The organism is Nonomuraea sp. NPDC049624 (genome assembly GCF_040675255.1).
In the GTDB taxonomy this organism is placed as follows: domain Bacteria; phylum Actinomycetota; class Actinomycetes; order Streptosporangiales; family Streptosporangiaceae; genus Nonomuraea.
In genome coordinates this window covers 1-20,183 of record NZ_JBFAOR010000008.1, presented here as the reverse complement: position 1 = coordinate 20,183, position 20,183 = coordinate 1, and the positions used below count along the sequence as shown (strand labels likewise).

The window sequence follows — 20,183 nt, the reverse complement described above, 5'->3', positions numbered from 1 at the left end:
ACTACCTGGCGCGACTCCGCGCCCAGGCCACGGTGCTCTTCACGCCGGTCGGCAGGTCGGTGCGCGGCTCCCAGCGAAGCCCCTCGTGGGCGGGCACCGGATCGACGGCCATCGCCGGCAGGTCGCCGACGCGCGGCTGCGCGAAGCCCGGCTTGTCCGGGGCCCCGGCCGCGTCGGCGATCAGCGAGTGCAGGCGCCTGTCGGTGGTCTGGATGCCGGTGCCGAGGTTGAAGCGGCGGCCGTTGCCCTCGCTGCCGCAGGCCCGGACGAAGCCGTCGACCACGTCGTCGACGTAGACGTAGTCGCGGGTCTGGGTGCCGTCGCCGTAGAGGACGGTGGGGGTGCCGTTGAGCAGGGCGTCGGTGAAGATCGACACGACGCCGGCCTCGCCGTCGGGCGACTGGCGCGGGCCGTAGACGTTGGAGAGCACCAGCGTGGTGTACTCCAGGCCGTAGAGGGCGCGGAAGGTCGCCAGGTAGATCTCGGCGCTCAGCTTGGAGGCCGCGTACGGCGAGCGCGGGTCGGTGGGCGCGTCGCCGGGCACGGGGATCGTGGCGGGCCGGCCGTAGACCGCCACCGACGAGGCGAACACCACCTTGCGCGTGGTGCCCTCCTTGGCCGCCGTCAGCACCGACGCGGTGCCCTCGACGTTGAGCCGGGCGTCGTGCACGGGGTCGGCGACGCTCCTGCGTACGCTGATCTGGGCGGCCAGGTGGCAGATGACCTCGGGACGCAGCTCGGCCGCCAGCCCGATGATCGCCGGGTCTCGCACGTCGAGGACGTGCAGGCTGAAGCGGTCGCTCTCGGCGGCGTTGACCAGGTTGTCCCTGCTGCCGGAGGACAGGTCGTCTACGGCCACGACCTCGTGTCCGTCCGCGAGCAGGCGGTCGACGAGGTTCGACCCGATGAAACCGGCACCACCGGTGACTAGGACGCGCATGGCGTGAATCCTAGTCGGCCAGCTCCGACCTCACCTGCTCGATGCGAGCCAGCACCTTGGAACGCAGATCGGCGGGGACGGGGTCGCAGCCGCAGTGCTTGGCCACGAGCGCCTTGACCGCCTTGTCGAGGTCGTACTCCTTCAGGCACGGGCTGCACTCGTCGAGATGCACGCGGATGTCGGAGACGTCACCGTCGGTCAGCTCGCCGTCGAGATAGGCGTAGACCTTGTCCAGCACCTCGCGACAGTCGGTGTCGTGCGGGTTGCCACAGCTCATTTCGATCCCTCCGAGGGGACCAGGCCGCGCTCGCGGGCGTAGTCCTCTAGGAGGCCCCGGAGCTGCCTGCGTCCCCGATGCAGCCTGGACATCACGGTGCCGATGGGAGTGCCCATGATGTCGGCGATCTCCTTGTAGGGGAAGCCTTCGACGTCGGCGAGGTAGACGGCGATCCTGAACTCTTCCGGCAGCGCCGCGAGCGCCTGCTTGATGTCGCCGTCGGGGAGGTGCTCCAGCGCCTCGACCTCGGCCGACTTCAGCCCGCTGGAGGTGTGGGACTCGGCGCGCGCGAGCTGCCAGTCCTCGATCTCCTCGGTGCCGGACTGCTTGGGCTCACGCTGCTTCTTGCGGTAGCTGTTGATGAACGTGTTCGTCAGGATCCGGTAGAGCCACGCCTTGAGGTTCGTGCCCTCCTGGAACTGGTGGAACGACGCGAACGCCTTGGCGAAGGTCTCCTGAAGCAGGTCCTCCGCGTCCGCTGGATTCCGGGTCATCCGGAGCGCGGCGGAGTAGAGCTGTTCGAGATACGGCATGACGTCGCGCTCGAACCGCTCGCTGCGCTGCTCCAGAGTCTCCGCGCCTGTCGCGGGCACCGGACCCACCCCCCTAAGATCACCGGTGGCCGGCTGTGGCGGTACACCGTACTCAGGGGAGAATACCCGCTGGCCGATGACCTCCTGGTCATCGGGGCGCGGTCTTTCCAATGTGAGCATGCTCGTCGCAACACGCCCGCGCCCTTGTCTGTTCCCGCAAGATAGAAGGTACAGAGGACCCGGTGCGGGGAACGTCCATACGTACCGGCTGGTAGCCCTTTTTCCGGAACTCAGGAGTCGCGTGTGCTGCCCATTCCGGCCGAGGAACTGAACGGCTCTGGGACGCTCGGGCCGTACTGGACCTTCTACCGCGCCGTCGCCGCCGAGCAACTGAACCGCTGGCTCCCCGGCGAACCGTCGGTGATCCTCGATCTGTCCGGCGGCCGCGGACGCTGGTCCGGCCAGGCCGCGAGGGCGGGACACCGGGTGATCGAAGTGCTCGACTTCCGCCGGACCGTGGACGCGCAGTCCCGTTTGCGGGACGCCGACCGGGTTCGGCACGTACGCGCCGACGATCTGGCGTTTCTTCCCGATGAGAGCGTTGACGCGGTGGTCGCCGAGGAACGCGCGATGTCGATCGAGCTCATGGCCGAGTCGGCGATGAGCGACGTGGCCAGGGTGCTGCGTCCGGGCGGGCGGGCGCTGGTGTGCGTCGACTCGCTGGTGCTCGGCATGGCGATCCTGGCCGAGCAGGAGCAGTGGCAGCACCTGCGGCAGACCGGCGAGGTCATGCTGGTGCCCTGGCCCGACGGCAGCATCACGCGCTGCTTCAGCAGCGGCCAGCTCCGTGAGCTGCTGATGGGGGCGGGGCTCGAGGTGGAGTGGATGCGGCCGCGCACGGTGTTGTCGCCGTCCACGGTGGACCACGTGCTCGGGTCCGACGGGCGGGCCCTGACCTGGCTCGTGCGCACCGAGCTCGACGCCCATCCCGACGACGACGACACGGTGGGCATCCACCTGGTGGCCAGCGCGCGCAAGAGCTGAGCCGCCTCCCGGCTCCCGGCGGCCGCCGGCTTCCGCGCGGGTGTCAGCGGCGGCGTTCGCGTCTTCCCTGGCACTGCACACAGCGGGCGGCCTCCGGCCGGGCCTCCAGCCGGCCCTCGGGCACCGGCTGGTCGCAGTCGACGCACCTGCCGTACGCGCCTTCGTCCAGGCGCCTGATCGCCTCGGTCACCGCGCGGCGTTGCGCGGTCGCCACGGTGAGCATGGCCTGGGCGCGGTCGGCGTCGGTGAGGTCGGAGCCCGCGTCGGCCGCCGAGTACTCGCGGATCGCGACGGGGTCGCCCTGGAGCACCCCGATCGAGCGGTCCAGCTCCGCGAGCATGTCTTCGAGCCGCTGACGAGCGGTCGTGACGTCCACGAATCCGCACCTCCGGGTGAAAAGGGGGAAGCCCGCGGCCAGGACTCCCCGGTTGTCCCGCCCGGCGCGATAAGGGGCATGTTGTGGCGGTGACACCGAGTGAACGGTCGCATCGCTTTCCTCACCGAATGCCCACTTACCATGCTTCTTACACCTTTAGAAAAGGCCGGCTTCCTCCTCGTCGGGAAGCGGTTTGATGAGATCCGGCCCATTGTTCCGGACATTATTGACATCAGTAGAAACGGGATATGCCGCCAGCCTCCCGGCCTCCGCGGGCACCAGGAGTCGTGAGGCGCGCTCGGTGTCGGTGAGGCCCGGGTCGAGCCAGTCGGCCCAGCGGTCGCGTTCGATCATCATGGGCATCCTGTCGTGGATGCGGCCGAGCTGGTCCTCGGCGTCCGTGGTGATGACCGTGCAGGTCACCAGCCACTTGAGCGGGTCGTCGTCGTCGCGGGTACGGTCCTTCCAGAACTCGTACAGGCCGGCCATGGCCAGCACGCCGCCGTCGGCCGGATGGATGAAGTACGGCTGCTTCTTCTTCTCGCCCTCGACGGCCATCCACTCGAAGTAGCCGTCGGCCGGGATCAGGCACCTGCGCTTGGCGAACGCCTGCCGGAACGACGGCTTCTCGGCCAGCGTCTCGGCCCTGGCGTTGATCAGCCGGGAGCCGATCGACGGGTCCTTGGCCCAGACCGGCACCAGGCCCCACCTGACGATCCGCAGCTGCCGGACCGGGTGCTCGTCCTCCTTGGAGGACCGGCTCATGACCGCGTAGACGTTCTTGGTGGGGGCGACGTTGAAGTCGGCGCCCAGCTCCTTGTCGGGCTCGCCGTCGAGCTCGACCTGGAACTCCTCCAGCAGCTCGTGCTTCTTGCGCGCCGAGGCGTATCTACCGCACATGTCCCCACATTGCCATACGTCCGGGTCTGCGCTCGCGGCTTCGCCTCCGGCCGGGGCGGTCCGGGCCGGCTCGGCGGGAGGGCGGCGCGTCCGGCCGGGGCGGATCGGCCCGGCGGGAGGGCGGCGCGTCGTCCACAGGCCGTGAACGGGCCGTACCAGGGCCAGTAGGCTTTGGAACATGCCCGCTCAGCACTGGCCCGCGCCGACGGCCGACACGCCCGTCAACGCCTCCGTCCGCCTGCCCGGCTCCAAGTCCGTCACCAACCGGGCGCTGCTGCTCGCCGCGCTGGCCGACGGTCCGGGCGTCGTCCGCCAGGCGCTGCGCAGCCGCGACGCCGACCTCATGGTGGCGGCCCTGCGCGCGCTCGGCGCCACGCTGACGGCCGTGCGCGAGACCACCGACGCGGTCGACTGGGAGGTGCGGCCGGGCCCGGTCCGCGGCGGCGCGCGCATCGACGCCGGGCTGGCGGGCACGGTCATGCGGTTCGTCCCGCCGATGGCGGCGCTGGCCGACGGGCCGGTCTTCTTCGACGGCGACCCCTACGCCCGCAGGCGTCCGATGGGCCCGATCCTCGACGCCCTGCGCACGCTCGGGGCCCGCCTCGACAACGACGCGCTCCCCTTCACCATCACCGGGCCGCTGACCGGCGGCGAGGTCACGATCGACGCCTCCGGCTCCTCGCAGTTCGTCTCGGGGCTGATGCTGACGGCGGCGCGCTTCGCCAAGGGCGTGACGATCCGGCACGTCGGCCCGCCGGTGCCCTCCCAGCCGCACATCGAGATGACCGTCCACATGCTGCGGGAGGCCGGGGTCACGGTCGACGACACCGAGCGCGACGTGTGGCGGGTCGAGCCGGGCCCGATCGCGGCCAGGGACATGACGGTCGAGCCCGACCTGTCCAACGCGGCGCCGTTCCTGGCCGCCGCGCTGGTCACGGGCGGCACGGTCACCGTCCCGGGCTGGCCGGCGGAGACCACCCAGCCGGGCGACGCGCTGCGCGGCCTGCTCACCACCATGGGCGCCACGGTGACCCGCGACGGCGCCGACCTGGTCGTCACCGGCACGGGCGAGGTCAAGGGCCTCGACGCCGACCTTCATGAGGTGGGCGAGCTGACCCCCACGATCGCCGCGCTGGCCGCCCTGGCCACCACGCCGAGCCGCATCCGCGGGGTCGGCCACCTGCGCGGCCACGAGACCGACCGGCTGGCCGCGCTGGCCGCCGAGATCAACGCCCTCGGCGGCGACGCGGAGGAGACGGCCGACGGCCTGCTCATCCGTCCCCGCCCGCTGCACGGCGGCGTGTTCCACAGCTACGACGACCACCGCATGGCCACGGCCGGAGCCGTGATCGGCCTCGCCGTGCCGGGCGTGGAGGTGGAGAACATCGCGACGACCGCCAAGACGTTGCCCGAGTTCGTCCAGATGTGGGCGGCGATGCTGGAGTCCCGATGAGCGGTGATGGTCGCGCGTTTCGGGGCAGGCGGCGGGGGCACTTCGCAGGAGGGTCCGGCGTGAGAGGAAGCGAGCGCATGGGAGCGGACCGCTGAGAAAGCGGGAGTACGACGAGGACGACGTACGGGTCAGGCCGGGCAAGGGCTCGCGCCCGCGCACCCGCATCCGTCCCGCGCACGAGGACGCCGTGGAGGGCTTCGTGGTCGCCGTCGACCGGGGCCGCTACACCACCCTGGTCGAGCCCGACCGCGGCCACAGACGCAAGCAGCAGCAGCGCCGGCTCGTCGTCGCCATGAAGGCCCGCGAGCTCGGCCGCAAGGGCATCGTGGTCGGCGACCGGGTGGCCCTGGTCGGCGACGTGTCGGGCCGCCCCGACACGCTGGCCAGGGTGGTCCGCGTGGAGCCGCGCACCTCGATGTTGCGCCGCTCGGCCGACGACACCGACGACACCGACGGCATCGAGCGCCCAGTCGTGGCCAACGCCGACCAGCTCGTGATCGTCACGGCGCTGGCCGACCCGCCGCCCCGGCCCCGGATGATCGACCGGATCCTGGTGGCGGCGTTCGACGCCGAGATCGACGCCCTGCTCTGCCTGACCAAGTCCGACCTCGCCCCACCCGACGAGCTGGTCGCCCTGTACGAGCCGCTGGGCGTGCCGCACATCGTGGTCCACAAGGGCGGCTCGCTCGACGAGCTGCGCGACCACCTGGCCGGCCGCATCAGCGTGCTGGTGGGCCATTCGGGCGTGGGCAAGTCCACCCTGGTCAACGCCCTGGTCCCCGACGCCAACCGCGCGGTCTCGCACGTCAACGCGGTCACCGGCCGCGGCCGGCACACCTCCACCTCGGCCGTCGCGCTGGAGCTGCCCGAGGGCGGCTGGATCATCGACACGCCGGGGGTGCGCAGCTTCGGCCTGGCCCACGTGTCGGTCGAGACCGTGCTGGCCGCCTTCCCCGACCTGGTGGAGGGCACGGTCACCTGCCCGAAGGGCTGCACCCACCTCGGCGACGGCTGCGCGCTCGACGCCTGGGCGGCCGCGGGCAACGCCGACCCGGCCCGTCTGGAGTCGCTGCGCCGCCTGCTGTCCAGCCGCGAGGGCGCCCCCGACGAGCCCGCCGCCTGATCGTCGGCCGGTCAGGGGCGGTTGGGGCGCAGCGTCCAGGTGACGGTGAGGCTCGAGACCAGGGCGCCGGCCGCGTCGCGCACGTCGACCAGCACGTCGAAGACCGGCCGCTCGCCGGCGTCCAGCCTGCCGACGACCTCCTCTCTTGAGGCGGCCACGCGCGCCTGCGCCCGCACCTCCCCCAGGGCCACCTTCCGGAACTCGATGGTCGCCGTCGTGGGCAGCGGCACGCTGCGGCTGAGCTGGTCGCCGAACCTGGACAGCACCGCCGCGCCCGACGCCGACTCGGCCAGGGTGAACAGCGTGCCCGCGTGCGGCCCGGCCACGTGGTTGTGCAGCTCGGGCCGGTCGGGCAGCCGGCATTCCGCCCGGCCGTCCTCGACCGCGTCGAACACGATCCCCAACGTCCGGGCGAATGGAACGGTTTCGAGAAGGAAGGCACCTACATCAGTGGACATAGGAGACATGTTACTGGTCAGTAGGTGAAAAGGGAGTTACCAGAAAAGGGTCGCCGGTGACTGATGTCCGGCACGACCGACGCGATAGCGTGGCTGACCGTGCAGGGTTACAACGACGATCTACGCCTCGCTCACGTCATGGCGGACGCCGCCGACGACCTGACCATGCGGCGCTTCAAGGCGGTCGACCTCAAGGTCGAGACCAAGCCCGACCTGACGCCGGTCAGCGACGCCGACCGCGCCGTCGAGGAGGCCATCCGCGGCACGCTGCGCCGGGCCCGGCCGCGCGACGCGGTGGTGGGCGAGGAGTTCGGCAGGACCGGGTGGGGAGCCCGGTCGTGGATCATCGACCCCATCGACGGCACCAAGAACTACGTGCGCGGCGTGCCCGTCTGGGCCACGCTGATCGCGCTCATGGAGTACGGCAAGGTCGTCGTCGGCCTGGTGTCGGCCCCCGCGCTCGGGCGTCGCTGGTGGGCGGCGACCGGCGGCGGCGCCTGGACCGGCAGGAGCCTGGCCAAGGCCACCAGGATGAGCGTCTCCTCGGTCACCGCGCTGGAGGACGCCTCCTTCTCCTACTCCAGCTTCGGCGGCTGGGAGGAGCTCGGCAAGCTGGACAACTTCCTCGACCTCGGCCGCGCCTGCTGGCGCACCCGCGCGTACGGCGACTTCTGGTCGCACATGATGGTCGCCGAAGGCTCGGTCGACGTGTCCGCCGAGCCGGAGCTGTCGCCCTGGGACATGGCGGCCCTGACCGTGATCGTCGAGGAGGCCGGCGGCGTCTGGACCGACCTCGCCGGCGTGCGGGGCCTGGAGGGCGGCAGCCTGGTCTGCACGAACGGCGCCCTCCACGACGAGGTGCTCAACCGGCTCAACGGCACCACGATCACCTCCTGAGCCCGCTTCAGGCCGTCTCGAAGTCGGTGCACAACCAGCGGTGGCCGTGCCGCTCCAGCCGTACGGCCAGGACGTGGCTGCGCTCGCCGCAGTGCACCAGCACGCACATCTCGACGGCCCCTTCCCTAGGCTCCTTGACGTGCGGGCTCCCGACGAACGGCGGCCGATCGGCGGAGATCATCCGCCCGGCCCTGACGAGGTCGCGGTAGGCCCCGCCGGTGAGCCGGTCGGCCACCGACTCCGGCGGGCGGCGGCCCGTCAGCACCTCGGCCAGCGCCTGCCCGAGCTGACGCAGCCTGCGTTCGTCGGGCCGGGCTCCGGGCGGGCCCCAGACCAGCGGGGTCAGGGCCAGTGCGCCGTGCGTGGAGTCGTCCGCCATGCGCCCTCCAATTGACTCAGGGGGAAGAAGGAAACGCCTTAATGAGTTTTCGGCCGGGGCCGCCGGATACGAAATCCGCCAACTTTACCCGGCCGCCGTCCTCTTTTCTCCCCTTGGGCGGAGAAATGCTTACCGGGGCTGGATCCCCTATTTCTTTATCGGTTGTTCAGAGCGACAACACCCGGGCGACCGCATCCAGCAACGAGTCGCGGTAGGAAGCTCCGTACAACACCACGTGCACCAGCAGCGGATGGAGCTGGTGCAGCGGCACCCGCGCCCGCCACCCCGGCGCGAGCGGGAACTCCTCCTGGTAGGCCCCCATCACCCGGTCCAGGTACGGCAGCCCGAACAGGGCGAGCATGGCCAGATCCGTCTCCCGGTGCCCGCCGTGGGCCGCCGGATCGATCAGCACCCCGGTGCCGCCGGACCACAACACGTTCCCGCTCCACAGATCCCCATGGAGGCGGGCGGGCGGCTCCGGCGGCCCGGCCACCTCGGCGAACCGTGCCACGGCCCGCTCGACCAGCGTCACGTCCGCGGCCGGCAGCCGCGCCCTGCGCAGGAACGGCAACACCCGCCGGGAGGCGTAGAAGGACGGCCAGTCGCCGTCGGGCGAGTTGTCCATGGGCAGCTCGGCGATGAACCCCGGCCAGGGCGCGCCGAACCCGGCCGCCCCGGCGCGGTGCAGACGGGCCAGGTCACGGCCGAACCGCAGGGCCGCCTCGGCGGTGGGCGCCTCCTGCGGCACCCACGACAACACCAGCCGGTCGGGACCGGCCTCCACGACCTCGGGCACGGTGATCGCCTCCCCCAGCCAGCGCAACCCGGCGGCCTCGGAGGCGAACACGCCGGAGGCAGGCCCGATCTTGGCGAACACCTGCCGCCCGTCCTCCAGGACGCCGCGCTGCAGCCGCCATCCGTGGGAGGAGCCGAGGTCCTCAGTCGATCTCATCGGCGATGTGCGCGGCCACGCCCTTGGCGGCCGTCTCCAGCATGGTCAGCACCTCCTCGAAACCCTCGCGGCCACCGTAATAGGGGTCGGGCACCTCGGCGCCGTCCGGCGCGCCGGGGTCGAACGAGCGGAACAGGCGCACCTCGACGCCGGCGGGCGCCAGGCGGCGCAGGTTGGCCGCGTTGTCCCGGTCCATCGCCAGCACCAGGTCGTAGCGGTCGAACCAGTCCCGCGTGAACTGCCTGGCGCGGTGGGCGGCGCCGTCGTAGCCGTGCTCGGCCAGGATGCCCAGCGCCCGCTCGTCCATCGGATCGCCGGCGTGCCAGCCGCCGGTGCCCGCGCTCTCGACGACCACCCGGCCGCCGAGCCCGCGCTCCTCCAGGGTCCGGCGGAGCACCACCTCCGCCATCGGGGAACGGCAGATGTTGCCCATGCACACGAGACACACGCGATAGCTCATGTATCCCATCTTCGCTGGTCAAATTGATGGAGAGGACCAGGCGCGTTCACCGAACGTTCACCCTTGTTGGGGGGTCTGAGTCACTTTGCCTGCATAACTTCATGGACGACTAAGGACCAAGTGAGGGGAACCAACCGTGAAGTATGCAGGCCGGCTCGCCGCCGTCGCCGTCGTCGGCGCGCTCTCGCTCGCTGCGTGCGGCACAGACAACAACAGCTCCGGGAGCACGACCGCCACCAGCTCCGCCGGCGCTCCCGCCGCGGGCAACGACAACGGCCTGAGCGGCACCATCAACGCCGCCGGCTCGTCGGCCCAGGCCAACGCGATCGACCAGTGGAAGAAGGACTTCCAGGCCAAGAACTCGGGCGTGAGCCTGAACTACCAGCCGAGCGGTTCGGGTGCCGGTGTGCAGTCGTTCATCGCGGGCACGGTCGACTTCGCGGGTTCGGACTCCGCTCTCAAGGACGACAAGGGCGAGCCCGCCCAGGCCGACGCCCGGTGCAAGACCGGCAAGGCCATCAACATCCCGATGGTGACCGGCCCGGTCGCGGTGGTCTACAACCTCCCCGGCGTGGACGGCCTGCAGCTGTCGCCCAAGACCATCGGCGGCATCTTCGACAGCAAGATCACCAAGTGGGACGACGCGGCCATCAAGGCCGACAACCCCGACGCCAAGCTCCCGTCCACGCCGATCTCGGCCTTCCACCGCTCGGACGAGTCGGGCACCAGCGACAACTTCACCAAGTTCCTCAAGGCGACCGCCGGCTGGCCGTACGAGCCCGCCAAGGCGTGGCCCGCCGAGGCCAAGGGCCAGGGCGCCAAGGGCTCGGACCAGGTCGCGGCCAGCGTCAAGAGCACCGAGGGCTCCATCGGCTACGTCGAGCTCTCCTTCGCCGAGAACTCCCAGCTCAGCAAGGCCAAGGTGGCCAACGGCTCCGGCGAGTTCGTCGAGCTGACCGCCGACAGCGCGGCCAAGACGGTCGAGACCGCCGAGATCACCGGCACCGGCAACGACCTGAAGCTGAGCATCGACTACGCCACCAAGACGGCGGGCGCGTACCCGATCGTGCTGGTGACGTACGAGATCACCTGCGAGAAGGGCCTCGCGCCCGAGCAGGCCAAGCTCGTCAAGGAGTTCCTCACCTACACCTCCAGCGACGAGGGCCAGGCCGCGCTGAAGGACCTCGGCTACGCCCCGCTCGCGGGCGAGCTGCTCACCAAGGTCCGCACCGCCGTCGGCGCGATCTCCTAGCAGAACATGACGACCAACGTTCGTACCCGTGGGGGCGGGCCGGCCACGCGCCGGTCCGCCTCGCGGCGCAGCCATGGTGAAGGCCCGTTCAAGTTCGTCTCCACCGGCGCCGGCGTCCTGCTGCTCGGCATCATGGCGGCCATCGCCGTGTTCCTCATCAGCGAGGCCGTCCCGGCCCTGCAGGCGAACAAGGGCAACTTCTTCACCGACCTGATCTGGGAGCCCAACGGCAGCCAGGTCTTCGGCATCGGCGCGCTGGCCTTCGGCACCGTACTCAGCTCGGCGATCGCGCTGGTCATCGCCACCCCCATCGCGGTGGGCGTGGCGCTGTTCATCTCCCACTACGCGCCCCGCCGCCTGGCCGGGCCGCTCGGCTACCTGGTCGACCTGCTGGCCGCCGTGCCCAGCGTCGTCTACGGCCTGTGGGGCGTGACGTTCCTGGTGCCGCTGCTGCGCACGCCGTCGCAGTGGCTCAACGAGCACCTCGGCTGGTTCCCGCTGTTCTCCGGCGAGGGGGCCATCGGCGGCAAGACCATGCTCGCCGGCGGCATCGTCCTGGCGATCATGATCCTGCCGATCATCGCGGCCATCTCGCGCGAGGTCTTCCTCCAGGCCCCGAAGATGAACGAGGAGGCGGCCCTGGCGCTCGGCGCCACCCGCTGGGAGATGATCAGGATGGCCGTGCTGCCGTTCGGCCGGCCCGGCGTCATCAGCGCCGCCATGCTCGGCCTCGGCCGCGCGATGGGCGAGACCATCGCGGTCGCGCTGATCTTCCCCGCCACCTTCGACATCAGCTTCGAGATCCTCACCCCGCACGCCAACAGCATCGCGGCCAACATCGCCAACGGCTTCGGCGAGGCCACGCAGGTCGGCCGGGGCGCGCTGATCGCCTCCGGTCTGGTGCTGTTCGTCATCACGCTGCTGGTCAACATGGGCGCACGCATGGTGATCAACCGGCGCAAGGAGTTCAGGGCGGTGGGGGCATGACCATCCAGCACATCTCAACCGGCCGCCGGATCAAGGACAGGTTCGTCCAGGGGCTGGTCTACCTGGCGTTCGCGCTGGCCGTGGTGCCGCTCGTGTCGGTCCTCTGGCTGGTGATCTCGAACGGCCTGGCCCGCTTCGACCTGGAGTTCCTCACCCACTCGATGCGGAACATCGGCGCCCGCGACGTCGGCGGCGGCGCCTACCACGCCATCGTCGGCACGTTGGAGCAGGTCCTGCTGGCCTCGCTCATCTCGGTCCCGATCGGCCTGTTCACCGCCATCTACCTGGTCGAGTACGGCCACGGCGGCCGCCTGAGCCGGGCCATCAGCTTCTTCGTGGACGTCATGACCGGCGTCCCTTCAGTCGTTTCCGGCCTGTTCATCCTCGCCTTCTGGGTGCTCTTCCTGGGCAACCCGTTCTCCGGCTTCGCCGGCGCGCTGGCGCTGTCGATCCTGATGATGCCGACCGTGGTCAGATCGGCCGAGGAAATGCTCCGGCTGGTGCCCAATGACCTGCGCGAAGCCTCGTACGCGCTGGGCGTGGCCAAGTGGCGCACGATCCTGAAGGTCGTGCTGCCGACCGCGTTCACCGGCATCGTCACCGGCGTCATGCTGGCCGTCGCCCGCGTGGCCGGCGAGACCGCGCCGCTGCTGCTCACGGTGTTCTTCACCGACTCCATCAACAACGATCCGTTCAGCGGGCCGCAGATGGGCCTTCCGCTCTTCGTCTTCGACCAGGCGGCCCGTCCCAACGACACCGCCATCGACCGCGCCTGGGCCGGAGCCCTCACGCTGATCCTGATCGTCATGCTGCTCAACCTGGTGGCGCGCCTGATCGCCTGGTGGCGCAGGCCCGCCAGGGGCCGATAGGGGGTAACCGCCACAATGTCCAAGCAGATCCAGGTCTCGGGCCTCGACGCGTACTACGGGTCGCACAAGGCGATCGAGGACGTGTCGATGACCATCGAGCCGCGCTCGATCACCGCGTTCATCGGCCCGTCCGGATGCGGCAAGTCGACGTTCCTGCGCACGCTCAACCGCATGCACGAGGTGATCCCCGGCGCCCGCGTCGAGGGCAAGGTCATGCTCGACGGCGAGGACCTGTACGCCCCCACCGTCGAGCCCGTCTCGGTCCGGCGCATGGTCGGCATGGTCTTCCAGCGCCCCAACCCGTTCCCCACGATGTCGATCTACGAGAACGTGGCCGCCGGGCTCCGCCTCAACGGCCGGGTCGGCAAGTCCACCCTCGACGGCATCGTGGAGGAGTCGCTGAAGGGCGCCAACCTCTGGAACGAGGTCAAGGACCGGCTGAACAAGCCCGGCGCCGGCCTGTCCGGCGGTCAGCAGCAGCGTCTGTGCATCGCCCGCGCGATCGCGGTCAAGCCGCAGGTCCTGCTCATGGACGAGCCGTGCTCGGCGCTCGACCCGATCTCGACGCTGGCCATCGAGGACCTGATGGCCCAGCTCAAGGAAGAGTTCACGATCGTGATCGTGACCCACAACATGCAGCAGGCCGCCCGGGTCAGCGACCGGACCGCGTTCTTCAACCTGGCCGCCCAGGGCAAGCCCGGCAAGGTCATCGAGATGGACGAGACCTCCCGCATGTTCACCAACCCTTCAGAGAAGGCGACAGAGGACTACATCACGGGACGCTTCGGCTGATGACCCCACAGCAGGCGGCATCCACGATGAACGGGGACACGCGGACCAAGCCCGTACTGCTCATCGCCGACCCCGACGACGCCGTGGTCGATGACCTGGCCACGGCGCTGGAACGCGAGGGCGTGGCCGTCACCGGCGCGCCGGACGGCGCCCAAGGGCTGCTGCAGGCGGGGGCGCTGCAGCCGGACGTGGTGCTCGTGTCGGCCACGCTCCCGGTCATCGACGCGGTCGACTTCGTCCGCGCGGTACGGCTCGCGCGAGCCGTGCCCGTCCTGCTCGGCGTCGGCGAGGGAAACGCCGAACAGGCCGTACGCGCGCTCGCGGCGGGGGCGGCGGCCTGCGTGGCCCGGCCCTACCGGGTGCCGGAACTGCTGCCGTTCATCCAGGCGGCCTCCCCCGAGTCCCGCAAGGTCCTGGCCGTCGGCGGCGTCGAACTGGACGTCCACGCCTACCAGGTACGCGTCGACGGCCGCGCCGTACACCTCCCGCTGCGCGAGTTCGAGCTGCTGCAGTACCTGATGCGCAACGCCGACCGCACGGTCACCCGCGAGCAGATCATGCGGCACGTGTGGCACGCCGCCGCGACCACGTCGACGAACACGATCGCGGTGCACGTCAAACGGCTGCGCGCGCGCCTCGGCGACAACGACGACCAGCTCATCCAGACCGTGCGCGGCGTCGGCTACCGGCTGGTCACGCCGGGCACCTCCGGAACTCCCGCATGATCCGCGCGGCGACGCCCTCGACGGTCGCGATGCCGTCCCCCACCTCGGCGCTGCCCTCGGTGAGGACGGCGACCGCGTAGTCGTGCCCGCGGCCCCGGATCAGCCCCACGCTGACCGTGGCCCAGCGCCCGTTGGAGACGCGCTTCAGCCAGCCGTTCTTCAGGCGCACCCGCTCGCCCGCGCAGGCCGCGGCGGACAGGCCCCAGTCCTGGCCGCGGACGACCGCGCCCATCAGCCTGAGCACCTGCGCGCGCTCCTTCGACTTGAGCGGGCTCTTCCCGGACACCAGCGCCTTCATCAGGCGGACCTGGTCGTCCACCGACGTCTCGGTGATGCCCCAGCAGTAGAGGTCGACGCAGTCCCCCGGCACGCCCCTGGTGTGCTTGAGGCCGAACCTCCGGCCGGCCTCGGTGAAGCCCGCCGCGCCGCCGATCCGCAACCAGAGGCGGTCGGCCGCGTGGTTGTCGCTGTAGCGGATCATGAGCTCGGCGTCGCGCCTGACGGACTCGGGCAGCTTGCGCCACCGTTTCCCGAGCAGCAGCGCCATCAGGATCTGGACCTTGGCCGTGCTGGCGGTGATCAGCCGTTCGCCCGGGTGGTAGCGGTAGACGCGGCCGGTCGTCAGATCCCTGACCATGGCCGTGACCGGGCCCGGCCGGCCCGCCAGGAAGCGGTCCAGCCGCTCGGTGATCTTCTTGGCCGGGACGGGTTTCACGGCCTTCGGCTTCTCGGCCGGGACCTTTCCGGCGATCGCCGGGGGGCCGAGGCGGTGCGGCATGCGTACCGGCCCGGGCGCGGCGTGCACGGTCACCGGCTCTGCGTGCCTACTCACCGTCCCCGGCGTCACCGCCCGCGCGCTCACGGTCCCGCGCGCCGCGTGGGTGGTCAGCGCCGCGCCCGCGGCCGTGTCCGGGGCGAGCAGCGGCGGCGGCAGGAGGGCGAGCGCGATGGCCAGCCGTGGAAGCGTCCTCAGGCTGCCCGCGATCATGCGGTGAATTATCACGAAAAATGGCAACACCGCGCTACGAGTCGCCGGAAATCATCTTCACCTACTCACCACTCCACAAAGACCCCCACCACCCCGAAGACGCGCGATGTGGCCACTGGTACGATTCCCCTCTTTCGGGGTTTGTCAGCACTCTCGGGGCAAAAGTGACAACGGGGCCGACTTTTCCGCAGTATCAGGGGCAACAGCAGCAGCAACAGTGGCCGGCCATGCAGCCGCCGCCTCCACCACCTCCATCCAGTCCTCCTTCTCCACCCAGGCGCCGGACCGGCTTCTGGGTCACCATGGGCATCGTCTCGCTCGTGGTGGCGGTCGCCGTGGGCGCCGGCGTCGGTCTCGTCCTGCGCGGCCGCATCAACGGCGCCCAGGACCCGCTGCGCCGCCAGGAGGCGGCGGGTAAGAGCGACCCGAACGCCGTGATCGTCACCGACCAGGAGATCGAGAAGCTGGTCTACGAGCACGGCAAGGCGCTGAGCAGCGGGAACGCCGACGCGTTCACCTCGATCTTCGACAAGGGCAACGCGGCCCTCGTCCGCGACCAGCGCAAGGTGTTCACGAACCTGCGCAAGGTACCGCTCAGCGAGGCGTCGTACAAGGTGATGCGTCGCGAGGGCCGCGCCGAAGACAGCTTCGGGCGGGCCCTGAAGTTCACCCAGGACGTCGCGTTCGTCCACCGGTTCGCCGGCATCGACCTGCGGCCGGTCTCGGAGTGGTACCGCTGGACGCTGGAGAAGGCGTCCAAGGACGCACCACTGGTCGTCACCAAGGTGGACGGCGCGCCGCCGCCCATGGTGACCGAGGGCAGCAAGTCCGTGTACTACCCGGGCCCATGGGACATCTGGCCCGACATCACCGTGGTCCGCGCGGGCGCCAGCATCGTCCTGTCCCGTCCCCAGGACGCGGCCATGGCCAGGCGCGTCGCCCCGGTGGTCGCCAGTGCGGCGAAGAAAAACCTGGACTTCTGGAAGCGCAACGGCGACGCCACCGCACCCGTGCCGGCCGGGTTCGCGGTCGCGCTGGTCGAGGGGCAGAACCAGCTCGGCAACCTGTTCCGCAAGGAGAAGGCGCACGAAGCGGGCGTGTCCATCCCCATGCTCGCCTGGGCCTCCCTGGGCGACGACGTCAAGGTCGGCGGCACCCGGGTGGTCATGGACACCACCACGTCCTTCTTCCGGTCGTCCGAGGGCATCCTGGAGATCAGCACGCACGAGCTGGCCCACTCCCTGCTGGCCGGGCTGGACAGCGCCGACTTCTCCCTCTTCGGCAAGCCCAACTGGGTCATCGAGGGCTTCGCCGAGTACTCCGCCAACCGCGGCCACCCGATCAACCAGAACATCCGCTTCCAGGAAGGCCGCGCCTACCTGGCCGGCCGCCTCAGCACCCGCTTCTCGGGCCAGCTTCCCGACAACCCGTCGTGGGACTCCAACGGCATGACGAACGTGCACTACCTGATGGGACACCTGGCCATGCGCTACATCGCCCAGCGGTACGGCGAGCAGAAGCTGACCAGCGCGGTAATCGCGGCCTACCGGGCCAAGGGCGACGACAGCGAGGCGGCACTGTTCAAGGTGCTGGGCGTGAGCAAGGCGGACTTCGAACGGCAGTGGGCGTCCTACGTCCGCGGGCAGCTGGCCTGAACGGGGAACAACCATGACCGACCACTCCAACACCCCACCCGGCCCGTACGGCTCCCCACCCCCCAACCCGTACGGCCAGCCGGCTCCCAACCCCGGCGCCTACCCTCCGCCCGCGCAGCCGTGGCCCCAGAACCCGGCCGCGTACCCCCCGCAAGGCACGGGACCGGCCGCCTACCCACCCGCCGGCTACCAGCAACCGCCCGCCAACCCGTACGCCCCTTCTCCTGGCGCGTACGCCCCGCCAACGGGCAACCCAGCCGCATACCCACCGCCACCAGGCAACCAACCCCCCTACTCACCACCACCGGGCAACCAACCCCCATATCCGCCTCCCATGGGCAACCAGCCCACCTACCCGCCGAACCCTCCCTCCCCCGGCGCACCCTCGCCCTACGGCCAACCCCCGCAGCCCCCCGCACCCGGCAGCGGCACACCGTACGGCAGCGTGCCCACGCCCACGCAGCAGAGCCCCCGGCCCAAATGGAAGACCGCCCTGCTGGCCACCGGCGCGGCCGTGGTCCTCCTCTCCGTCAGCACGGGCACCGCCTGGTTCGTCGCCACCACCGGAACGCCCGGCGGCGGCATCACCGCGTTCGGCGACGGAGGCGGCGACGGGGCAGAATGGGACGTCCCCCTCCCCAACGCCGGAAGCTGGGACTTCACCACCGCCCTGGCCTTCGGCAGCTGGCTGACCGACAAGGTCGTCATCCGCGCCCAGAAGGACGGCGTCCTCGCCTACGACCTGACGTCCGGAAAACGCTCCTGGGGCATCCCCTCGCCGGGCGCCCAGCTCTGCGGCGCCACCCCGGACCTGTCCGGCGGCAAGGCCGCCATCGCGTACGGCAGCAGCAACTCCTGCGACCACCTGGCCGGCATCGACGCCACCACGGGCAAGCTCACCTGGAAGATCAAGATCCCGGCCGAGAAGTCCAACCTCGCGAACTCCATCAACGTCCCCCGCATCATGAGCGCCGAGGGCGTGGCCGTCACCGAGCTGGACGACGCGGTGGTCGCCTACCGCCTCTCCGACGGCCACAAACTGTGGAGCGCCGCCGCGTCCGCCGACGACGGCTGCCACATCAAGGACATCAACACCGCCGCCACCCGGGTCGCCGTCATCCTCGACTGCACCTTCCGAGGCGGCACCCGCCTCCAGTACATCGACCCCAAGACCGGCAAGATCACCAAGCAGGCCACGCTGGGCCAGCTCAGCCTCATGACCAGCCTCCTGTCAGCCTCTCCCGCCATCATCCGCAGCGAGTCCGGCGGCCAGAACAACTTCACGGTCTACTCCGACGCCGCCACCAAGGTGACCGAGTTCAAGACCCCCGAGGTGGACATGCTCGCCATGAACACCGTGGCGATGGTCAACGGCCTGTTCGAACAACGCCGCTACACCATCCACGGCGACCGCCTCTACCTGGCCACGTTCCCGGAGAACGTCCCGCAGAGCATGCGCTCCCGCAACAAGGCCCTCGCCTACGACCTCAAGACCGGCAAGCAGCTGTGGGAGTCGTCCGGCACCCACGACACGATCCTCACCTACGTACGTGCCGACGACCAGGGGCTGCTGGCCGTCGAAACCGGCGACCGCCGCGACCTGGCCCCCCGCCTCATCCGCCTGGACGCCGCCACCGGCAAGGCCACCGAACTCGCCACCCTCCCCCAGAAGTACGGCACCGAGGCCGAGAAGGCCCGCGTCTTCGAACGCAACGGCGTAGTGATCACCGTCCCCTGGACCTCCGTGGCCACCAGATACGCCGTCACCTACGTCAACACCAAATCCTGACCCCAACAACAGAAGGGCCCCACGCACCCAGCGTGAGGCCCTTCTCCCATCTCCCCACCATCACCCCCACAGCCCCCAACCCTGCACCGCGTGAGGTGGCGGGTTGTGTGTGCGCGGTAGGTGGGCCTGTGAGCGACTCTGCTGGGGAGAACGATCCGAGGGCACCCCAACCCACTGCTCCCGCCAGCAGGGCCCCCAGCGCCACCCCATAGGTCGACGGCGCATCGAGGCCAGCCAGCCTCCTCGCCGCGCGCCTGGTCAGGAGGCTGGGAGGCCCCGAGAGCCCGTAGAAGCCTCAGGGTGCGGTGGAAAGTCCGGGGACGCGGTGGACAGTCCAGGGCGTGCGGCTATAGCCCGGGGATGCGTGGCGTATGCCGGGGATACATCAAGTGCCGAAGGGCACGCCGTACCCCCACTCGTCCCCAACGCCTCCGTCTGCTCCCCTCGGCTGCGTTGGCGGGGACCGGCCTCGAAACGCGAACATGTGCCGCGCGTCTGCGGACTGATGACACCTGAAGTCTGTCTACGGTCGCGGGATTAGCCCACCGCACGCAGGCGGATAACGGCCGACATTCAGCGGAGGCGTAGGGCCGTGCCCAAGGACGGCGCTGAAGGAACATCGGACCGGAGGCCGGATACGAACCCCACGGGTCTCCTGCAAGGCGGAACTGACTAAGCCCCCTCAGACTCCTCCGAGCAGGGCGGGACACGAGCCCCCAGTCTCCGAAGTGGGCCAGCTCGGACTGACCAGAGGCAGAACCCACTAAGACCCACCGGAAGCCGTACCTGCGCCTTACACCAGCGCGCCTCCAGCCGCGAGCCGATCCGGCACCCCACCGTCCCATCGGGCCACCGGCCCATCGGCCGTCGAGGCCCCCCAGGAGCCGGTCCCCTGAGCCGGCGCCCGCCCACCCCCCCGGCACCCGCGGCGCCCCGCGACAAACACCCTGGAAAGAGGAACACCCCGCCGGAAATGCGGAAAAGAATTCCGGCCGAAGCCGGAACCCTCCCCGAACGCGAAGAAGCCCCACACGAACCGTGTGGGGCTTCTTCGAAAGATTGTCCGGCGGTGACCTACTCTCCCACACCCTCCCGAGTGCAGTACCATCGGCGCAGAGAAGCTTAACTTCCGGGTTCGGAATGTAACCGGGTGTTTCCTTCCCGCCATAACCGCCGTAACCCTATGAAACTATCAAACGGGAACACCGCTTGTTGTTTCAGAATTGCCTAGTGGACGCGAGCATTATGCTTTGTGGTCAAGTCCTCGGCCTATTAGTACCGGTCAGCTCCACACATTACTGTGCTTCCACCTCCGGCCTATCAACCCGGTCGTC

Annotated in this window: 21 protein-coding genes and 1 rRNA gene; 11 read left to right on the top strand and 11 right to left on the bottom strand. The window is 70.2% G+C overall.

Annotation, left to right across the window (positions count from 1 at the left end; translation table 11 throughout):
- Nucleotide 1 precedes the first annotated feature (1 nt).
- Genes AB0J76_RS31110 through AB0J76_RS31100 form a run of 3 tightly spaced genes read right to left on the bottom strand, consistent with a single transcriptional unit; the run spans nucleotide 2 to nucleotide 1,819 of the window.
- Nucleotides 2-940: an NAD-dependent epimerase/dehydratase family protein gene (locus AB0J76_RS31110; RefSeq protein WP_352322879.1), complete on the bottom strand. Its 939-nt coding sequence runs from the start codon at nucleotides 938-940 to the stop codon at nucleotides 2-4.
- 10 nt (nucleotides 941-950) lie between these two features.
- Nucleotides 951-1,217, bottom strand: coding sequence for a mycothiol system anti-sigma-R factor (rsrA, locus tag AB0J76_RS31105; protein WP_352322878.1), 267 nt, complete (start codon nucleotides 1,215-1,217; stop codon nucleotides 951-953).
- A complete protein-coding gene (locus AB0J76_RS31100) occupies nucleotides 1,214-1,819 on the bottom strand; it encodes a sigma-70 family RNA polymerase sigma factor (protein WP_125648071.1) in 606 nt (201 codons plus the stop codon). Before AB0J76_RS31100 ends, rsrA begins: the two co-directional genes overlap by 4 nt.
- A gap of 234 nt (nucleotides 1,820-2,053) precedes the next feature.
- On the opposite strand from AB0J76_RS31100, the gene AB0J76_RS31095 reads away from it, so the two are divergent.
- Nucleotides 2,054-2,794, top strand: a complete 741-nt coding sequence (locus AB0J76_RS31095) for a methyltransferase domain-containing protein (RefSeq protein WP_352322877.1) — start codon at nucleotides 2,054-2,056, stop codon at nucleotides 2,792-2,794.
- Between the two features lie 43 nt (nucleotides 2,795-2,837).
- Here the strand turns inward: AB0J76_RS31095 and AB0J76_RS31090 are convergent, their stop codons facing one another.
- The gene (locus AB0J76_RS31090; RefSeq protein ID WP_352322876.1) at nucleotides 2,838-3,170 is read right to left on the bottom strand and encodes a TraR/DksA C4-type zinc finger protein; all 333 of its coding nucleotides are present in this window, start codon (nucleotides 3,168-3,170) and stop codon (nucleotides 2,838-2,840) included.
- A 156-nt stretch (nucleotides 3,171-3,326) separates the two neighbouring features.
- Nucleotides 3,327-4,070 (bottom strand): SOS response-associated peptidase, encoded by a 744-nt coding sequence (locus AB0J76_RS31085; RefSeq protein WP_352322875.1) that lies wholly within the window; start codon nucleotides 4,068-4,070, stop codon nucleotides 3,327-3,329.
- 178 nt (nucleotides 4,071-4,248) lie between these two features.
- Here AB0J76_RS31085 and aroA point away from each other — a divergent pair, with 178 nt between their 5' ends.
- Both aroA and rsgA read left to right on the top strand, forming a co-directional pair.
- Complete coding sequence (gene aroA / locus AB0J76_RS31080) at nucleotides 4,249-5,523, top strand: 3-phosphoshikimate 1-carboxyvinyltransferase (protein WP_352322874.1); 1,275 nt, start codon at nucleotides 4,249-4,251, stop codon at nucleotides 5,521-5,523.
- Between the two features lie 91 nt (nucleotides 5,524-5,614).
- Entirely contained in the window at nucleotides 5,615-6,646 is a 1,032-nt protein-coding gene (gene rsgA / locus AB0J76_RS31075) for a ribosome small subunit-dependent GTPase A (RefSeq protein WP_352322899.1), read from the top strand.
- A gap of 11 nt (nucleotides 6,647-6,657) precedes the next feature.
- On the opposite strand, the gene AB0J76_RS31070 is transcribed toward rsgA, so the two are convergent.
- Nucleotides 6,658-7,113, bottom strand: a complete 456-nt coding sequence (locus AB0J76_RS31070) for a DUF4442 domain-containing protein (protein ID WP_352322873.1) — start codon at nucleotides 7,111-7,113, stop codon at nucleotides 6,658-6,660.
- Nucleotides 7,114-7,203: 90 nt separating this feature from the next.
- Between AB0J76_RS31070 and hisN the strand changes: the two genes are divergently transcribed.
- Complete coding sequence (gene hisN, locus AB0J76_RS31065) at nucleotides 7,204-8,001, top strand: histidinol-phosphatase (RefSeq protein ID WP_352322898.1); 798 nt, start codon at nucleotides 7,204-7,206, stop codon at nucleotides 7,999-8,001.
- Nucleotides 8,002-8,008: 7 nt separating this feature from the next.
- On the opposite strand, the gene AB0J76_RS31060 is transcribed toward hisN, so the two are convergent.
- From AB0J76_RS31060 to AB0J76_RS31050, 3 genes are all read right to left on the bottom strand, one after another.
- Nucleotides 8,009-8,380: an Rv3235 family protein gene (locus AB0J76_RS31060; RefSeq protein WP_352322872.1), complete on the bottom strand. Its 372-nt coding sequence runs from the start codon at nucleotides 8,378-8,380 to the stop codon at nucleotides 8,009-8,011.
- Nucleotides 8,381-8,546: 166 nt separating this feature from the next.
- Complete coding sequence (locus tag AB0J76_RS31055) at nucleotides 8,547-9,332, bottom strand: fructosamine kinase family protein (protein ID WP_352322871.1); 786 nt, start codon at nucleotides 9,330-9,332, stop codon at nucleotides 8,547-8,549.
- Nucleotides 9,319-9,792, bottom strand: coding sequence for a low molecular weight protein-tyrosine-phosphatase (locus AB0J76_RS31050; RefSeq protein WP_352322870.1), 474 nt, complete (start codon nucleotides 9,790-9,792; stop codon nucleotides 9,319-9,321). Before AB0J76_RS31050 ends, AB0J76_RS31055 begins: the two co-directional genes overlap by 14 nt.
- 136 nt (nucleotides 9,793-9,928) lie before the next feature.
- Here AB0J76_RS31050 and pstS point away from each other — a divergent pair, with 136 nt between their 5' ends.
- Genes pstS through AB0J76_RS31025 form a run of 5 tightly spaced genes read left to right on the top strand, consistent with a single transcriptional unit; the run spans nucleotide 9,929 to nucleotide 14,417 of the window.
- On the top strand, nucleotides 9,929-11,044 hold the full coding sequence (gene pstS / locus AB0J76_RS31045; protein WP_352322869.1) for a phosphate ABC transporter substrate-binding protein PstS: 1,116 nt from the start codon (nucleotides 9,929-9,931) through the stop codon (nucleotides 11,042-11,044).
- Between the two features lie 6 nt (nucleotides 11,045-11,050).
- The gene (pstC, locus tag AB0J76_RS31040) at nucleotides 11,051-12,031 is read left to right on the top strand and encodes a phosphate ABC transporter permease subunit PstC (RefSeq protein WP_352322868.1); all 981 of its coding nucleotides are present in this window, start codon (nucleotides 11,051-11,053) and stop codon (nucleotides 12,029-12,031) included.
- Nucleotides 12,028-12,900 carry a phosphate ABC transporter permease PstA gene (pstA, locus tag AB0J76_RS31035; protein WP_352322867.1) on the top strand — a complete coding sequence of 291 codons (873 nt, stop codon included), beginning with the start codon at nucleotides 12,028-12,030 and terminating at the stop codon, nucleotides 12,898-12,900. Before pstC ends, pstA begins: the two co-directional genes overlap by 4 nt.
- Before the next feature lie 15 nt (nucleotides 12,901-12,915).
- On the top strand, nucleotides 12,916-13,692 hold the full coding sequence (pstB, locus tag AB0J76_RS31030) for a phosphate ABC transporter ATP-binding protein PstB (protein ID WP_352322866.1): 777 nt from the start codon (nucleotides 12,916-12,918) through the stop codon (nucleotides 13,690-13,692).
- A complete protein-coding gene (locus tag AB0J76_RS31025; RefSeq protein WP_352322865.1) occupies nucleotides 13,692-14,417 on the top strand; it encodes a response regulator transcription factor in 726 nt (241 codons plus the stop codon). The genes pstB and AB0J76_RS31025 overlap by 1 nt, the downstream gene beginning before the upstream one ends.
- Here AB0J76_RS31025 and AB0J76_RS31020 read toward each other — a convergent pair.
- Complete coding sequence (locus AB0J76_RS31020) at nucleotides 14,386-15,405, bottom strand: serine hydrolase (protein WP_352322864.1); 1,020 nt, start codon at nucleotides 15,403-15,405, stop codon at nucleotides 14,386-14,388. The two genes, AB0J76_RS31025 and AB0J76_RS31020, sit on opposite strands and share 32 nt — an antisense overlap.
- A gap of 302 nt (nucleotides 15,406-15,707) precedes the next feature.
- Here AB0J76_RS31020 and AB0J76_RS31015 point away from each other — a divergent pair, with 302 nt between their 5' ends.
- On the top strand, nucleotides 15,708-17,060 hold the full coding sequence (locus AB0J76_RS31015) for a hypothetical protein (protein WP_352322863.1): 1,353 nt from the start codon (nucleotides 15,708-15,710) through the stop codon (nucleotides 17,058-17,060).
- A 445-nt stretch (nucleotides 17,061-17,505) separates the two neighbouring features.
- Nucleotides 17,506-18,849, top strand: coding sequence for a PQQ-binding-like beta-propeller repeat protein (locus AB0J76_RS31010; protein WP_352322862.1), 1,344 nt, complete (start codon nucleotides 17,506-17,508; stop codon nucleotides 18,847-18,849).
- A gap of 1,061 nt (nucleotides 18,850-19,910) precedes the next feature.
- Here AB0J76_RS31010 and rrf read toward each other — a convergent pair.
- Nucleotides 19,911-20,027 (bottom strand): 5S ribosomal RNA (gene rrf, locus AB0J76_RS31005).
- Nucleotides 20,028-20,183 lie beyond the last annotated feature (156 nt).

Excerpts from the sequence above, each read along its gene's own strand:
- AB0J76_RS31110 (WP_352322879.1), bottom strand. The coding sequence starts at position 940 with ATGCGCGTCCTAGTCACCGGTGGTGCCGGTTTCATCGGGTCGAACCTC.
- rsrA (WP_352322878.1), bottom strand. The coding sequence starts at position 1,217 with ATGAGCTGTGGCAACCCGCACGACACCGACTGTCGCGAGGTGCTGGAC.
- AB0J76_RS31085 (WP_352322875.1), bottom strand. The coding sequence starts at position 4,070 with ATGTGCGGTAGATACGCCTCGGCGCGCAAGAAGCACGAGCTGCTGGAG.
- aroA (WP_352322874.1), top strand. The coding sequence starts at position 4,249 with ATGCCCGCTCAGCACTGGCCCGCGCCGACGGCCGACACGCCCGTCAAC.
- AB0J76_RS31070 (WP_352322873.1), bottom strand. The coding sequence starts at position 7,113 with ATGTCTCCTATGTCCACTGATGTAGGTGCCTTCCTTCTCGAAACCGTT.
- AB0J76_RS31060 (WP_352322872.1), bottom strand. The coding sequence starts at position 8,380 with ATGGCGGACGACTCCACGCACGGCGCACTGGCCCTGACCCCGCTGGTC.
- AB0J76_RS31055 (WP_352322871.1), bottom strand. The coding sequence starts at position 9,332 with ATGAGATCGACTGAGGACCTCGGCTCCTCCCACGGATGGCGGCTGCAG.
- AB0J76_RS31050 (WP_352322870.1), bottom strand. The coding sequence starts at position 9,792 with ATGAGCTATCGCGTGTGTCTCGTGTGCATGGGCAACATCTGCCGTTCC.
- pstC (WP_352322868.1), top strand. The coding sequence starts at position 11,051 with ATGACGACCAACGTTCGTACCCGTGGGGGCGGGCCGGCCACGCGCCGG.
- pstA (WP_352322867.1), top strand. The coding sequence starts at position 12,028 with ATGACCATCCAGCACATCTCAACCGGCCGCCGGATCAAGGACAGGTTC.
- pstB (WP_352322866.1), top strand. The coding sequence starts at position 12,916 with ATGTCCAAGCAGATCCAGGTCTCGGGCCTCGACGCGTACTACGGGTCG.
- AB0J76_RS31025 (WP_352322865.1), top strand. The coding sequence starts at position 13,692 with ATGACCCCACAGCAGGCGGCATCCACGATGAACGGGGACACGCGGACC.
- AB0J76_RS31020 (WP_352322864.1), bottom strand. The coding sequence starts at position 15,405 with ATGATCGCGGGCAGCCTGAGGACGCTTCCACGGCTGGCCATCGCGCTC.
- AB0J76_RS31015 (WP_352322863.1), top strand. The coding sequence starts at position 15,708 with ATGGGCATCGTCTCGCTCGTGGTGGCGGTCGCCGTGGGCGCCGGCGTC.